This window comes from Microbacterium sp. PA5 (assembly GCF_049860775.1).
Taxonomy (GTDB): Bacteria; Actinomycetota; Actinomycetes; order Actinomycetales; family Microbacteriaceae; genus Microbacterium.
Map to the genome: position 1 here is coordinate 2,080,632 of NZ_CP187567.1, position 14,099 is coordinate 2,094,730.

The following is a 14,099-nucleotide window of genomic DNA, read 5'->3' on the forward strand; positions in this document are numbered from 1 at the left end:
CACCGCTCTCCCCTGATACAACACAGGTTGTCCACCGTTTCATCCACAGCCGGCACCCCGATTCCGAACCTGGAAAATCCCTGAATCACGGGCATTTCCTCCGGCCGTCCGGAAACTGTCCACAGGGCCGACGCTACGACCGCCCTCCGACACGCGATCGCCCTGTGGAAACGACGGTCCGGCGTGTCGCGGCGTGTCGCGCGGATGGGTAGCGTGGTGGGGTGGCCGGCTACCGGGATCTTCTTCGCACCCCCGGGGTCGCGCGCATCATCGCGGCACAGCTGACCGCGCGGTTCCCCAACGGCATGACGAGTCTGGCGATCCTGCTGCACGTCGAACGGCAGACCGGGTCGTACGGGGCGGCGGGCCTCGTCCTCGCGGCGGCGTCGATCGGCCAGGCGGTGGCCGGACCGGTCACCAGCCGCTGGATGGGCGCGTGGGGCATGCGGCGCGTGCTGACCCTGACCACGGCGGTCTGCGCGGCCGCGATCCTCGTCCTGGCGCTCGTGCCGATGCACCTCGTGGGCTACATGGTCTTCGGCCTGATCGCCGGGCTCTCGACGCCGCCGGTCCAGTCCGCGGTGCGCACGATCTACCCGAAGATCGTGAACTCCCGCCAGCTGACGCCGCTGTTCTCGCTCGACGCGAGCCTCCAGGAGATCATCTGGATCCTCGCGCCGGTGCTCATCACGATCGTCGCGACACAGGCGGGCACCGTTCCGGGCCTCCTCATGATCGTGGCGATCCTCGTGGGCGGGGGCGCGTGGTTCATCCTCTCGCCCGAAGTGGGGCGGGTGCGCATCCCGCGCAGCCGGCGCGCTTTCGGGAAGGTGCTCGGCAAGCCCGTGGTGCTGCTGGCCACGGTCACCGGCTTCCTCCTCATCGGCGCGTGCGCCGCGGTCGAGGCCGGCGTCGTGGCGACCTTCGGTCACGGCGGGCTCGAAGCGGGGCTCGTGCTCGCCATCTTCTCGGTCGGCAGCCTCGCCGGCGGCCTGTCCTTCGGCCACATCCCGATCGGCCCCTGGGCCATGGCACGGCGGCTCACCGTCGTCGCCGTGGGACTCATCGCCAGCGTCTTCCTGCTGTCGTCGTTCTGGGGCCTCAGCGCCTCGCTGTTCGTCGCGGGCATCGGCATCGCGCCCGCCCTCGCCGTCATGTTCGCCATGACGAGCGCGAGCGTGAAGTTCAGCGAGACCGCCGAGGCCTACGGCTGGATCGGGACCGGCCAGCTCATCGGCGCGGCCGCCGGGTCGGCCGTGGCGGGGTTCCTCATCGACGGCGTCGGCTACGTCGGCGCCTACTGGGCTGCGGCCGCCTTCGCGATCGTCGGGGCGATCGTCGCCGCGACGTGCGTGCGCGGCTTCCCCGATCTCCGCGGCCGCGACGTGAGCCCGATCCCCGACACCGAGCCCGTCCCGGTCATCACCTGACCCGTCGCCGCGGACGCGTCCGGTCCTAGGCTGGGCGCATGCCCGCTGCCCTCACCCTGCCCCGCCTCGCCTGGGGCTCGCCCGACGCCCCGCGGCACGCGCTGCTGATCCACGGCCTCGGCTCCAGCGGCGCCCTCATGTGGCGCTTCGGGACCGCGCTCGCGGACGCCGGCTGGTACGCGACGGCGGTCGACCTCCGCGGGCACGGCACCGCGCCCCGCGCGCTGGACTACACGATCGGCGCGTACGCCGCCGACGTGCACGGCACCGCGCCGCAGCGGCGCGACGGCGGGAGCGGCTGGGACCTCGTGATCGGGCACTCCCTCGGGGGTGCCGCAGCGACCGTCGCGAGCGCGCAGGACCCGGCCTGGACCCGGCGGCTCGTGCTGGTCGATCCGGGCATCCATCTCGTCGACGCCGATCGCGAGGCGGTCACGGCCAGCCAGGAGCAGGCCTTCGCCGACACTTCGCAGGCGGCGGTGCGCGCCGAGCACCCGCACTGGCACCCGCAGGACATCGAGCTCAAGTCGCTCGCCGCCCAGCAGGCGAGCCGATGGGCCGTCGAGCAGACCGGGGCGCAGAACACGCCGTGGGACGTCCGGGACGACGCGGCGCGGCTGACCGTGCCCACCCACGTGCTGGGCGCCGACCCGGCCGTGTACTCGCTGTTCACCGGTGAGCTCGCTGCGCAGGTGCGCCGCAACCCGGTCGTCACGATGTCGGTCGTCGCGGGCGCGGGCCACTCACCGCACCGCGACGCCCCCGAGGAGACGATCCGCCAGCTGTTCGCCGCGCTCGGCTGACGGGCCCTCGGCTGACGACCCCTCGGCGGACGCCGGGCGGGATCAGGCGATGCGCGCCAAGAGCGCGAGGACGGCGAGCGCATAGGCGTCCTCGGGCTGCGGGTGCTCGAACCGGTGCAGCTCCTCGGCCGATCCCTGATCGCGGCGCAGCGCGATCTCGACCACGTGCGTGTCGGCGAGACGGTGGAGCGAGCGGAAGGCGCCGCGGAGCAGCTCGCGCAGCTGATCCTCACGGGGCAGCCACAGCGCGTCCTCGAGGGCGACGGAGTCCAGCGCCCACTCGGTGGTGCCGTTGAACGCGAGGATCGTGCCGGTCGGGTAGGACCGCGGCTCGATGGTCATCTCGCTCACGGTGAAGACGTCGGCCTCGAACTCGGGCTCGTCCAGCTGGAAGCGGTCCCCCGAGGCCGGATGCCAGACGAGGCCCGCGTCGCGCAGAGCCAGGGCGAGGTCGGTCGAGATCATGCGACCATCCTCTCCCGCGCGCGACGGAGGCGGGGCCGTGCTCCCTCCGCGGGAGCAGAATGGAACGGTGACGACGTTCGACCCCACCGACCTCCTGCCCGACGATCTCCTGGAGCGCATCCGCTCCCGCGCCGCGTCCGTCGACGCGGGCAACGTCTTCCCCGACGCCGACCTCGCCGAGCTGCGGACCACCGGGTACCTCGCGGCACTGGTGCCCGCAGACCTCGGCGGGGCGGGACTGGGCCTGGCCGAGGTGTCCGTCCTCCAGCAGCGGCTGGCGACGGCGGCGCCGGCGACGGCCCTGGCGATCAACATGCACCTCGTGTGGACCGGGGTCGCGAAGGTGCTCGCCGACCGCGGGATCGACACGCTCCGCTTCGTGCAGGAAGGCGCGGCCGCGGGCGAGGTCTTCGCCTTCGGCATCAGCGAGGCCGGCAACGACCTCGTGCTGTTCGGGAGCGACACCGTCGCCGAACCGCTGCCCGACGGCGGGTACGCGTTCACCGGCACGAAGATCTTCACCTCGCTCGCGCCGGTGTGGACCCAGCTCGGCCTGCACGGCCTCGACACGACGAGCCCCGACGGCCCGCAGATGGTCTACGCCTTCGTCCCCCGCACCGAGGCCGTCGTGACCCGCGACGACTGGGACACCGTCGGCATGCGCGGCACGCAGTCCCGCACCACCGAGCTCCACGGCGCGGTGGCCGCACCGGACCGGGTCGTGCGGCGCATCGCGCCGGGGCCGCAGCCCGATCCGCTCGTCTTCGGGATCTTCAGCGTGTTCGAGCTGCTGCTGGCCTCGGTCTACACGGGTATCGCCCGGCGGGCGCTCGACCTCGCGGTCGAGGCGGCGAAGTCGCGCACGTCCAAGCGGACGGGCCGGTCATACGCCCAGGACCCCGACATCCGCTGGCGCATCGCCGACATGGCCCTCGCCTACGACGCCCTGCTCCCCCAGATCGAGTCCCTGAGCCGCGACGTCGACGAGCGCGCCGACCACGGCGGGCTCTGGTTCGCCAAGCTCAGCGGCGTCAAGCACCGCGCGGTGACGACCGCCAAGCAGGTCGTCGACGAGGCGATGCTGGTGGCCGGCGGGTCGTCCTACTTCACGCGCAACGAGCTCAGCCGGCTCTACCGCGACGTGCTGGCCGGGATGTTCCACCCGTCCGACCCGGAGTCGGCGCACAGCACGGTCGCCGGCGCCTGGCTCGGTCCGCTGGAGGCCTGAGCGCCGCGGCGTCAGCGCCCCTCGAAGTCGTACGCCTTCAGCAGCTCGGCGACGGCCTGCTCGCGCTCCGCTCCCCCGCTCTCGAACATGTGGGCGACGTGGGTGCGCAGGTGATTCTCGATGAGGAGCTTGTCGAGCGACGCGAGGGCCTTCTGGATGGCACGCGACTGGCCGATGATGTCCATGCAGTAGTCCTCGTTCTCGATCATCCGGGCGAGGCCGCGGATCTGGCCCTCGAGGATGCTCGTGCGGTGCAGGGCGCGCTTCTGGATGTCATCGATCACGCCGCCAGAATACGCCGCGCGCGGGGGTGCGGTTCCGGCGGCAGTCCCGCGCGCCGTCGTTCCCGCGGCGGCCGTGCGCGTGCGAACATAGCGGGATGGTCCGCACCCCGACGTCGCTGCTGAGCCCTGCAGACCAGGAGCGGCGCCGCGGCCTGCGGATCATGAAGGGCGTGGCCCTCGGAGCGCTCGTGTTCATGGCGGTGCTCTTCGTCGTCGCGTTCGCGCTCGAGGACCGGTACCCGTGGCTGTCGTACGTCCGCGCCGCCGCCGAGGGCGGGATGGTCGGCGCCCTGGCGGACTGGTTCGCCGTCACGGCCCTGTTCCGCCACCCCCTCGGGATCCCGATCCCGCACACCGCGATCATCCCGCGCCGCAAGGACGAGATCGGCCGGAGCCTCGGCGAGTTCGTCGAGACCAACTTCCTCGACGGCGACGTCGTGCGCGAGAAGCTGCAGTCGACCGCCATCGCCGCCAAGGCCGGCGACTGGCTGCGGGTGCCGGACAACGCCGAGCGCGTCGCCGCCGAGGGTGCGGCGATGGCCACCGGGATCCTCCGGGCGCTCAGCGACGACGAGGTGCAGGACCTCATCGGAGACCTCGCGCGCGAGCATCTGCTGAGCCCCGAGTGGGGGCCGACGGTCGGGGCCTGGCTCGACCGCGTCGTCGACGCCGACGCCCACCGCGGCGCCGTCGACCTCGCCTTCGACAGCATCGCCCTGTGGCTCGAGACGGGGCGCGAGTCCTTCACGGGCCTGGTCTCCCGCCGGCTGCCCTCCTGGGTCCCCTCGGTCGCCATGCGTCTGGTCGACGACACCGTGTACAACGAGGCCGTGAAGTTCGTCGCCGCGGTGCAGGCCGATCCCGCCCACCCGGCTCGGGCGGCCATCGACCGCTACCTCGCGCGGCTGGCCGACAACCTGCAGCACGACCCCGAGACGATCGGGCGCCTGGAGGATGCCAAGAGCGCCGTCTTCGACAGCCCGCGCGTGCGTCAGCTCGCCGCAGAGGCGTGGAACACCGCCAAGGCGGGCCTGCTGCGCGCCCTCGAGGACCCGGCGAGCGGGCTGCGCCGCCGCGCCACCGAGGCGCTCGCCGAGATCGGCGGGCGGCTGTCGGCCGACCCCGCGCTGCAGCAGCGCGTCGACGACCGCATCACCGACGCCGCCGTCTTCCTGGTGGGCCGTTACCGTCACGACATCGCCTCGATCATCACCGACACGGTCGAGAAGTGGGACCCGGCGGAGACGACCGAGAAGATCGAGCTCATGGTCGGCCGCGACCTGCAGTACATCCGCCTCAACGGCACCGTCGTCGGCGCCCTGGCCGGAGTGGCGATCTTCGCGATCGCCCACGCCTTCCTCGGCTGAGCACCGGCTCGTCACGTCGCCCCCGCCGCGGCCCCGGGGTAGCCTGAAACCGTGGCAGACGCGACCGAGCTCCTGTTCACCTACGGCACGCTGCAGTTCGCCGAGGTGCAGCTCGACACGTTCGGGCGCGTGGTCGCCGGCGACTCCGACGTCCTGCCCGGGTACACCATCGACTACGCCGAGATCGAGGACGCGCGCGTCGTCGACGTCTCGGGCCTGTCGGTGCACCCCGTCCTCCGCGCGACGGGGAACCCCGTCGACAAAGTCATGGGAAAGGTGCTGCACATCACTTCCGAAGAACTCGACGCCGCCGACGAGTACGAGGTGTCGCTCTATCGCCGCACCTCCGTCACTCTGGCGAGCGGACGCACGGCCTGGGTCTACGTCGGCTGATGACGAACGCACCAGACACCACGCTTCCCACCGACCCGCTGTGGCCGCGTGCCGGTCACTGGCCGGCCTGGGAGGGCTCCTCCGACGCGGTCCTCGTCGGCGCGCCCGCCTTCCGCACCTCGCTGTCTCCGACGGGCGCGCACGCGACGCCGACCGCCGTCCGTGCGGCGCTGCGGCGATTCAGCCCCACCCTGGTCGGTCCGCCTGCGCTCGACCTCACCGACATCCTCCGCATCGCCGACGCCGGCGACGTCGACGATCCCGACGGGCCCGAGGGCGAGGAGCGCCTGCGCGCCCGCGTGCGCGAGCTCGCCTCCGCGGCGCTGGTCGTCACCCTCGGCGGCGACAACTCGGTGACCTACGCCGCGGCCCAGGGCGCGAAGGCGACCGGGCTCATCACGATCGACGCGCACTTCGACCTGCGCGACGGGATCTCCAACGGCTCGCCCGTGCGCCGCCTCATCGAGGACGGACTCGATCCGCGGCGCATCGTGCAGATCGGCATCGCGGACTTCGCGAACTCCGCCGCCTACGCCCATCGCGCCGCCGAACTCGGGATCACGGTCGTCACCCTCGACGAGCTCAGCCGCCGCGGGATGGACGACGTCGTCGCACAGGCGCTGGAGATCGCGGGCGCCGGCGACGGCGCGGTCATCCACCTCGACGTCGACGTGGACGTCTGCGACCGGTCGGTCGCCCCGGCCTGCCCCTCCTCGCTTCCCGGCGGCCTGGCCGCGTGGGAGCTGCGCGCCCTGGTGCGCGCGCTGACCGTCGACCCGCGCGTGCGCTCGGCCGACATCGTCGAGGTGGACGCCGAGGCCGACGCGCCCGACGGGCGGACCGTGCGGCTGGCGGCCCTGTGCGTCCTGGAGATGCTGACGGGACTGGCCGGACGCGCCGTGGGCCGGCAGAGCGGTCCCGCGCCCACGGTCGACGCGCCGCGCGCGTCCGACGCGGCGAGCGACGCGGACGACGCACATGGTCACGACGCCTCCGAGAGCACGAGCGACGCGGACGACGCGCCTTCCGGCGGTGCGCCCGGATCGGAGTGGGCGCCGCCGGACGATTCCGAGCCGGAGCCGTGGCCCGCGGGGCCGGCACCGCTCGATCAGGCGGGGCAGGAAGACGAGGACCGTTCCGAGGAGGAGCATCGGTGATCACCCTGGCGCTCGTGCGGCACGCCAAGAGCGACTGGGGCGACCCCGGACTGGACGACCACGACCGTCCGCTCAACGATCGCGGACGTCGTGACGCGCCGGTGCTCGCGGCGCGCCTGGCGCAGACCGGCTTCCGGCCCGAGGCCCTCCTCACCTCCACGGCGCTGCGGGCCCGGACGACCGCCGGCTTCTTCGCGGAGGCGCTCGGCGTGCCCGCTCAGGAGCGCCCGGAGCTGTACGGCGCGCCGGCGCGCACGCTCCTGTCCGCCGCCGCCACCAGCGGCGCACGGCAGGTGATGGTCGTCGCGCACGATCCCGGGATGTCGGTGCTCGCCGACGCGCTGTCGAACGGCGACATCGGCGCGATGCCGACCTGCGCCGTGGCCGTGTTCACCTGGGACACCGACGACTGGGATGTCGCCACCTCCGTCGACCCGGCGTCGTGGTCCTTCGACAGCCCCCGCTGACCCGTCCCGGCCCGTCGGCCGGCAGCCGGCTCTAGCGGATCCTCTCGCCGTCCCGATACACCTCGCGCACGAGCGGGACCCCGGGGCGGTAGGCCAGGTGCACGCGCGTCGGCGCGCCGAGCACGACGAGGTCCGCACGCGCACCGGCGCCCAGGCGTCCGACGTCGTCCCGGCGGAGAGCCCGTGCTCCCCCGGCGGTGGCCGCCCACACCGCCTCGGCGGGCGTCATCCCCATCTCGCGGACGGCGAGGGCGATCATCAGCGGCATCGAGCTCGTGAAGCTCGACCCGGGATTGCAGTCGCTGGCGAGGGCGACCGTGACGCCGGCATCGATCAGCCGCCGCGCGTCCGGGTACGGATGACGGGTGGAGAACTCCACACCGGGCAGGAGCGTCGCGACCGTGTCGGAACCGGCGAGAGCCGCCACGTCGGCATCCGTCAGGTACGTGCAGTGGTCGACGGAGGCCGCGGCGTGCGCGACGGCCAGCGCGGCCCCCGCGCCTTCGCCGAGCTGGTTGCCGTGCAGCCGGGCGGGAAGTCCGGCCGCCGCCCCCGCGGCGAGGATGCGCTCGGTCTCGGCCGGGGTGAAGGCCCCGGTCTCGCAGAACACGTCGATCCACCGCACGAAGGGGCGGACCGCGTCGAGCATGGGCCCGCACACGAGGTCGACGTAGGCCTCGCGGTCCTCCGCGAACTCGGGCGGGACGACGTGCGCCCCGAGGAAGGTGACCTCCTCGGTCACCTCCGCCGCCAAGCGCGCGCTCCGTGCCTCGCCGTCGACGGTGAGGTCGTAGCCGGTCTTCACCTCGAAGGTCGTCGTCCCCTGGTCATGGAGCTCGGCGACGAAGCCCGCCAGCCTCGCGCGCAGGACGTCCTCGTCGGCGGCACGGGTCGCCGCCACGGTGCGCCGTATGCCGCCTGCCGCATACGGCGTCCCCGTCATCCGCGCCTCGAACTCGTCGGCCCGGTCGCCGCCGAAGACGAGGTGGGTGTGGCTGTCGACGAACCCCGGGATGACCGCGGCCCCGGCCAGGTCGACGACCTCGGGCCGGGCGTCCGACGAGGCCGCCTCGAGGGCCGACGCGGGGCCGGCCCAGACGATCCGACCGCCGTCGATCAGCAGTGCGGCGTCCGCGATCGTGCCGAGCGCGTCGGAGGGGTCGTCACCGAGGCCCACGACGTTCGTCGTCAGCTCGCCGATCCCGGTCAGCAGCAGCGCGCTCACAGCATCGGCACTTTCAGCCCGCGCTCCCGGGCGACCTCTGCGGCCCGCTCGTAGCCGGCGTCGACGTGCCTCATCACACCCGTGCCGGGATCGTTCGTCAGCACCCGCTCGATCTTCTCGGCGGCGAGCTCCGTGCCGTCGGCGACGATCACCTGCCCCGCGTGGATCGAGCGGCCGATGCCGACGCCGCCGCCGTGGTGGATCGAGACCCACGACGCACCCGACGCGGTGTTGAGCAGGGCGTTCAGCAGCGGCCAGTCGGCGATCGCGTCCGAGCCGTCGGCCATCGCCTCCGTCTCTCGGTAGGGCGAGGCGACCGAGCCGGCGTCGAGGTGATCGCGGCCGATGACGATGGGGCCCGACAGCTCGCCGGAGGCGACCATCTCGTTGAACCTGAGCCCGGCGAGATGGCGCTCCTTGTAGCCGAGCCAGCAGATCCGCGCCGGCAGTCCCTCGAAGTGGACGGTGCGACCGGCCTTGTCGAGCCAGCGACGCAGCGGCGCATCGTCGGGGAACAGCTCGGCGACGGCGCGGTCCGTCTTCGCGATGTCCTCCGGATCGCCCGACAGGGCCACCCAGCGGAACGGCCCGCGGCCCTCGGCGAACAGCGGACGGATGTAGGCGGGCACGAATCCCGGGAAGGCGAACGCCCGTTCGCATCCGCCGAGCTCTGCCTCGCGGCGGATCGAGTTGCCGTAGTCGAAGACCGCCGCTCCGGCGTCCTGGAAGCCCACCATCGCCGCCACCTGACGCGCCATCGACGACCGGGCGCGGTCGGTGAAGCCCTCGGGATCGCGCAGCGCCTCGCTCCGCCACTGCGCGAAGGGGATCTCGCTCGGCAGATACGCGAGCGGATCGTGCGCACTCGTCTGGTCGGTGACGATGTCGATGTCGATCGTGCCGGCGTGCTGACGTCGCAGCAGCTCGGGGAAGACGTCGGCGGCATTCCCGACGACGCCGACGCTGAGCGGCCGGCCGGCGGCCTTGGCCGCCAGCGCCCGTTCCACCGCGGCGTCGAGGTCGGTGGTGTACTCGTCGAGGTAGCCGTGCTCCACCCGGCGCGCGAGCCGCGACTCGTCGACGTCCACGACGATGACCGCTCCGTCGTTGAGGGTGACCGCCAGCGGCTGGGCGCCGCCCATTCCCCCCGCTCCCCCGGTCAGGGTGAGCGTGCCTGCGAGCGACTCCCTCCCGAGCGATCGGGCCACGGCCGCGAACGTCTCGTACGTGCCCTGGAGGATCCCCTGGGTGCCGATGTAGATCCACGATCCGGCCGTCATCTGCCCGTACATCGTCAGGCCGAGCTGCTCGAGCCTGCGGAACTCCGGCCAGGTCGCCCAGTCACCGACGAGGTTGGAGTTCGCGATCAGCACCCGCGGAGCCCACTCGTGCGTGCGGAACACGCCGACGGGCTTGCCCGACTGCACGAGCAGGGTCTCATCCGGCTCGAGCTCGTCGAGCGTGCGCACGATCGCGTCGAACGCCTCCCACGACCGGGCGGCCCGGCCGGTGCCGCCGTAGACCACGAGGTCCTCGGGGTGCTCGGCGACCTCGGGGTCGAGGTTGTTCATCAGCATCCGCTTGGCCGCCTCGGCGCCCCAGCTCTTGGCGGTGAGGTCGGCGCCGCGCGCAGCGCGGACCGGGCCCCGCGCGTTCGCAACTCCGGAATCTTCGGCACCATGCGACGACATCATGTGTTCCTCCTCGGTTTCAGGCCGGGTCTTCCGGAGTCGTGAACGCCGGATCGCTGGCAGCGACGGCGGTGCGGGCGATCTCCCCCGCGAGCACGAGCCCGGTGACAGCCTCGAGCTCGGGCGACACGACGCGGTCGGGCCCGGGGCCCGCGACCGATCGGCGCACCAGGGCGCGCACCGCGCCCGTCACCGGGCCCGGCTGCAGCGGGGCGCGCAGGTCGAGGGCGCGGCAGCCGGTGATCACCTCGATCGCCAGCACCCGCGCGAGCCCGTCGATGCCGCGGCGCAGCTTGCGCGCCGCCGACCAGCCCATCGACACGTGGTCCTCCTGCATCGCCGACGACGGGATCGAGTCGACCGACGCGGGGACCGCGAGGCGCTTGAGCTCCGACACGATGCCGGCCGCCGCGTACTGCGCGATCATGAGGCCGGAGTCGACGCCCACCTCGTCGGCGAGGAACGGCGGCAGCCCGTGGCTGCGCGAGCGGTCGAGGGCACGGTCGGTGCGGCGCTCCGAGATCGACGCCACGTCGGCGACCGCGATGGCGAGGAAGTCGAGCACGTAGGCGACCGGGGCGCCGTGGAAGTTGCCGTTGGACTCGACCCGTCCGTCTTCGGTGATCACGGGGTTGTCCACGACGGATGCCAGTTCGCGGCCCGCGATGGCGCGCGCATGATCGATCGTGTCGCGCGCGGCGCCGTGCACCTGGGGCGAGCACCGCAGCGAGTAGGCGTCCTGGACGCGCGTGCAGACGGCGGGGTCGCGGTGGCTGGCGACGATCGGCGACCCCGCGAGGAACGCCCGCAGGTTCGCCGCCGACGCGGCCTGGCCGAGCTGGGGTCGCAGCGCCATGAGGTCGGCGGCGAAGACGGCGTCGGTGCCGAGCTGGGACTCGATCGACAGCGCGGCCGCCGCGTCGGCGGTGACCAGGAGCGCGTCGAGGTCGTGGAGGGCGAGGGCGAGCATGCCCAGCATGCCGTCGGTGCCGTTGATGAGCGCGAGCCCCTCCTTCTCCTCCAGCAGGAGCGGGGCGATGCCGGCGGCGGCGAGCGCGTCGGCGGCGGGGACGGGATCGGGGAGGCCGGGGAGGCGCACCTCGCCCTCGCCGAGGGCCGCCAGCGCGACGTGCGAGAGCGGTGCCAGGTCGCCCGAGCAGCCGAGCGAGCCGTACTCGCGCACGATCGGGGTGATGCCCTCGTCGAGCATCTGCGCGTACGTCTCGACGACCACGGGCCGGACGCCGGTGTGCCCGGAGGCGAGCGTCTGGAGCCGCAGGAGCATGAGGGCGCGCACGACCTCGCGCTCCACTTCTGCTCCGGTGCCCGCCGCGTGGGAGCGGATGAGGCTCGCCTGCAGCTGCCGGCGGCGCTCGGGGGCGATGAACGTCGTCGCGAGCGCGCCGAAGCCGGTGGAGATGCCGTAGTGGGGCTCGGGGTCGTCCGCGAGACGTTCGACGAGCGCCCGGCTGCGCGCGACGCGGTCGAGGGCCTCGGGCGCGAGGCGCACGCGGGCGTCGTGCCGCGCGACCGCGACGACCTCGTCGATCGTGAGCGGCCGCGCCCCCACCGTGACGGCGGGGAGGGCATCTGTGCGGGCGACGGTGGGGACAGCGGAGGCCATGACCCGATTCCACTCGCCTCCAGAGCCGATCACCAGCGACTTCTGTCATCCTGTGTCTGTGATCCCAGACAGTTCCGACCGCCCGCAGGTGCCGGCCGCAGACCAGACGCTGCGCGTGCTGTCTTTCCTCGCCCGCCAGCGCGGCCCCGTCGCCGCCCGGACCATCGCGGAGCAGCTGGCGATCCCCCGGTCCACGATCTACCACCTGCTGGGCGCCATGGCGCGGCACGGGTTCGTCGTGCACCTCGAGCCCGACCGTCGGTGGGGGCTCGGAACCGCCGCCTTCGAACTGGCCGGCGGCTACACCCGGCAGGAGCCGCTCGCGCGGCTCGGACGTCCGCTCGTGGCCGCTCTCGCCGACCGCACCGGCGAGAGCGCCCATCTGGCGGTGATGACCGGACGCGACGTGCTGTACATCGTCGAGGAGCGCGCGCCGCGTCGCCCCGCCCTCGTCACCGACGTCGGCGTGCGCCTTCCCGCCCATCTGACCGCCACCGGGCGCGCGATGCTCGCGCATCTTCCCCGCGAGCAGGTGCGCGCGCTCTATCCCGATGCCGCGGCGTTCTCGGACCGCACCGGCCGGGGGCCGGGACGGCCGAGCGAGCTTCGCGACCTGCTGCGCGGCAGCCGGGAGCGCGGCTACGCCACCGAGGACGGCGAGGTGACGATCGGCCTGCGCTCGGTGGGTGCTCCCGTGCTCGACCACACCGGCTGGCCCGCGGCGGCGATCGCCGTCACCTGGCCCGACGATGCCGACCGGGACGCGGATCAGCTCGCCGCGCTGGCCGGTGAGGCGGCGCGCGAGCTGTCGCGTCGGATCGGCCGGCGGTGATCGACCCGCCGCACGGGCGACGGGTGCGGGATCAGCGGACGATGAGGCGCGGCTCCACGAGCACGTGCGCGCGGCCGGGGGTGGGGCTGCGCAGCGACACGGCGCCGGCATCCCCCATGAGGAGGTCGAGCGCCCCCGTCGCGACGCGCTCCGGCAGCTGCTCGACGCTCGACAGCCCCAGCGCCTCGGCGGCGGGGGTGTTGTCGAAACCGACGATCGGCAGCGAGGGGCACCCGGCGGCGACCGCGGCGAGGTGGGCGCCGACGGCCAGCGAGTCGCTGACGCAGACCAGTGCGTCGATCGTCTGCGACGCCAGCGCCTCGGAGACCACGCCGCGCGCCCGCGCGACGTTCTCCTCGCAGACGAGGCGCACGGCCTCCGCCCCCGCCGGAAGGCTCTCCCGCCAGCCGCGCTCGCGGTCGTCCCCGGTCCCCGATCCTTCGGGCCACCCCAGGAACGCCACCCGGGGCCCGGCGGTCGCGAGCGCGTGACGCGTGGCGGCCGCGGTCCCGGCTGCGCCGTCGACGTCGACCCACAGATGGGCGGGATCGGCGACGTCGTCGACTCCCCACGGGCGACCGAACGAGACGAAGGGCACGCCCCGCTCGATCAGCCAGGTCGTGCGCGGATCGCCGTGGAAGGTGCCCGTGATGACCACGCCGTCGATGTCGCCGCCGTCGCGGAGGTCGGCCATCTTCCGGATCTCCTCCTCGGGCGAGCGCGCGGCATACAGCGTCACGCGCAGCCCCCGCTCGCCCGCGTGCTCCGTGAGGGCGTGGACGAAGCGGTCCAGGACGACCCCCGAGATGCCGCCGGCATAGGGATCGAGGTGGATGCCGATCGTCGAGCTTCGGCGCGTCCGCAGCCGGCGCGCCGAGGCGTGCGGCGCGTAGCCCAGGCGCTGGATGGCCGCCTGCACGCGCTCGCGCGTCTGCTCGCGCACGATCGCGGGCGAATTGAGGACGTTGCTGACCGTCTGCCGGGACACTCCGGCGGCGAGGGCGACGTCCTCGATGGTGGCGGGCCTGTTCATCGTCTCCTGGTCGTCGTCGGTCGGAGGAGGGCGGTCGTCCGCGGTCTGGACGGACGGTCTTGACGGAGGGGGCGACGACGCCTTATCTTGTCAAGCATTC

Annotated in this window: 13 protein-coding genes and 1 pseudogene; 8 read left to right on the top strand and 6 right to left on the bottom strand. The window is 73.4% G+C overall.

Going from position 1 to position 14,099, the window contains the following annotated elements; all coding sequences use genetic code 11:
- Positions 1-221 precede the first annotated feature (221 nt).
- On the top strand, positions 222-1,430 hold the full coding sequence (locus ACPWUT_RS09820; protein WP_284527707.1) for an MFS transporter: 1,209 nt from the start codon (positions 222-224) through the stop codon (positions 1,428-1,430).
- 38 nt (positions 1,431-1,468) lie between these two features.
- Positions 1,469-2,233 carry an alpha/beta fold hydrolase gene (locus tag ACPWUT_RS09825; RefSeq protein WP_425837072.1) on the top strand — a complete coding sequence of 255 codons (765 nt, stop codon included), beginning with the start codon at positions 1,469-1,471 and terminating at the stop codon, positions 2,231-2,233.
- 42 nt (positions 2,234-2,275) lie between these two features.
- Here the strand turns inward: ACPWUT_RS09825 and ACPWUT_RS09830 are convergent, their stop codons facing one another.
- Complete coding sequence (locus ACPWUT_RS09830) at positions 2,276-2,698, bottom strand: pilus assembly protein CpaE (protein WP_284527709.1); 423 nt, start codon at positions 2,696-2,698, stop codon at positions 2,276-2,278.
- Between the two features lie 67 nt (positions 2,699-2,765).
- On the opposite strand from ACPWUT_RS09830, the gene ACPWUT_RS09835 reads away from it, so the two are divergent.
- Complete coding sequence (locus ACPWUT_RS09835; protein WP_284527710.1) at positions 2,766-3,926, top strand: acyl-CoA dehydrogenase family protein; 1,161 nt, start codon at positions 2,766-2,768, stop codon at positions 3,924-3,926.
- Positions 3,927-3,937: 11 nt separating this feature from the next.
- On the opposite strand, the gene ACPWUT_RS09840 is transcribed toward ACPWUT_RS09835, so the two are convergent.
- Positions 3,938-4,210, bottom strand: coding sequence for a metal-sensitive transcriptional regulator (locus ACPWUT_RS09840; RefSeq protein WP_284527711.1), 273 nt, complete (start codon positions 4,208-4,210; stop codon positions 3,938-3,940).
- A gap of 95 nt (positions 4,211-4,305) precedes the next feature.
- Here ACPWUT_RS09840 and ACPWUT_RS09845 point away from each other — a divergent pair, with 95 nt between their 5' ends.
- The 4 genes and pseudogenes from ACPWUT_RS09845 to ACPWUT_RS09860 all read left to right on the top strand — a co-directional run bounded on the left by ACPWUT_RS09845 (position 4,306) and on the right by ACPWUT_RS09860 (position 7,594).
- On the top strand, positions 4,306-5,577 hold the full coding sequence (locus tag ACPWUT_RS09845; protein WP_284527712.1) for a DUF445 domain-containing protein: 1,272 nt from the start codon (positions 4,306-4,308) through the stop codon (positions 5,575-5,577).
- 51 nt (positions 5,578-5,628) lie between these two features.
- A complete protein-coding gene (locus tag ACPWUT_RS09850; RefSeq protein WP_284527713.1) occupies positions 5,629-5,970 on the top strand; it encodes a gamma-glutamylcyclotransferase family protein in 342 nt (113 codons plus the stop codon).
- Positions 5,970-6,866, top strand: a pseudogene (locus ACPWUT_RS09855) (agmatinase family protein); the annotation flags it as partial. The gene ACPWUT_RS09850 and the pseudogene ACPWUT_RS09855, both read left to right, overlap by 1 nt.
- Before the next feature lie 257 nt (positions 6,867-7,123).
- A complete protein-coding gene (locus ACPWUT_RS09860) occupies positions 7,124-7,594 on the top strand; it encodes a SixA phosphatase family protein (RefSeq protein WP_425837079.1) in 471 nt (156 codons plus the stop codon).
- 31 nt (positions 7,595-7,625) lie between these two features.
- On the opposite strand, the gene hutI is transcribed toward ACPWUT_RS09860, so the two are convergent.
- The 3 genes from hutI to hutH are packed head-to-tail and all read right to left on the bottom strand — an operon-like array spanning position 7,626 to position 12,134.
- Positions 7,626-8,819: an imidazolonepropionase gene (hutI, locus tag ACPWUT_RS09865; protein ID WP_425837082.1), complete on the bottom strand. Its 1,194-nt coding sequence runs from the start codon at positions 8,817-8,819 to the stop codon at positions 7,626-7,628.
- On the bottom strand, positions 8,816-10,510 hold the full coding sequence (gene hutU, locus ACPWUT_RS09870; RefSeq protein WP_425842253.1) for a urocanate hydratase: 1,695 nt from the start codon (positions 10,508-10,510) through the stop codon (positions 8,816-8,818). Before hutU ends, hutI begins: the two co-directional genes overlap by 4 nt.
- Positions 10,511-10,529: 19 nt before the next feature.
- On the bottom strand, positions 10,530-12,134 hold the full coding sequence (hutH, locus tag ACPWUT_RS09875; protein ID WP_425837085.1) for a histidine ammonia-lyase: 1,605 nt from the start codon (positions 12,132-12,134) through the stop codon (positions 10,530-10,532).
- 52 nt (positions 12,135-12,186) lie between these two features.
- Here hutH and ACPWUT_RS09880 point away from each other — a divergent pair, with 52 nt between their 5' ends.
- Positions 12,187-12,966, top strand: a complete 780-nt coding sequence (locus tag ACPWUT_RS09880; protein ID WP_284527718.1) for an IclR family transcriptional regulator — start codon at positions 12,187-12,189, stop codon at positions 12,964-12,966.
- A gap of 31 nt (positions 12,967-12,997) precedes the next feature.
- Here ACPWUT_RS09880 and ACPWUT_RS09885 read toward each other — a convergent pair whose 3' ends face one another.
- Positions 12,998-13,999, bottom strand: a complete 1,002-nt coding sequence (locus tag ACPWUT_RS09885) for a LacI family DNA-binding transcriptional regulator (protein ID WP_284527719.1) — start codon at positions 13,997-13,999, stop codon at positions 12,998-13,000.
- Positions 14,000-14,099: the final 100 nt, after the last annotated feature.

Coding starts and splice junctions, on each gene's coding strand:
- ACPWUT_RS09825 (WP_425837072.1), top strand. CDS start 1,469: ATGCCCGCTGCCCTCACCCTGCCCCGCCTCGCCTGGGGCTCGCCCGAC.
- ACPWUT_RS09830 (WP_284527709.1), bottom strand. CDS start 2,698: ATGATCTCGACCGACCTCGCCCTGGCTCTGCGCGACGCGGGCCTCGTC.
- ACPWUT_RS09845 (WP_284527712.1), top strand. CDS start 4,306: ATGGTCCGCACCCCGACGTCGCTGCTGAGCCCTGCAGACCAGGAGCGG.
- hutU (WP_425842253.1), bottom strand. CDS start 10,510: ATGTCGTCGCATGGTGCCGAAGATTCCGGAGTTGCGAACGCGCGGGGC.
- hutH (WP_425837085.1), bottom strand. CDS start 12,134: ATGGCCTCCGCTGTCCCCACCGTCGCCCGCACAGATGCCCTCCCCGCC.
- ACPWUT_RS09885 (WP_284527719.1), bottom strand. CDS start 13,999: ATGAACAGGCCCGCCACCATCGAGGACGTCGCCCTCGCCGCCGGAGTG.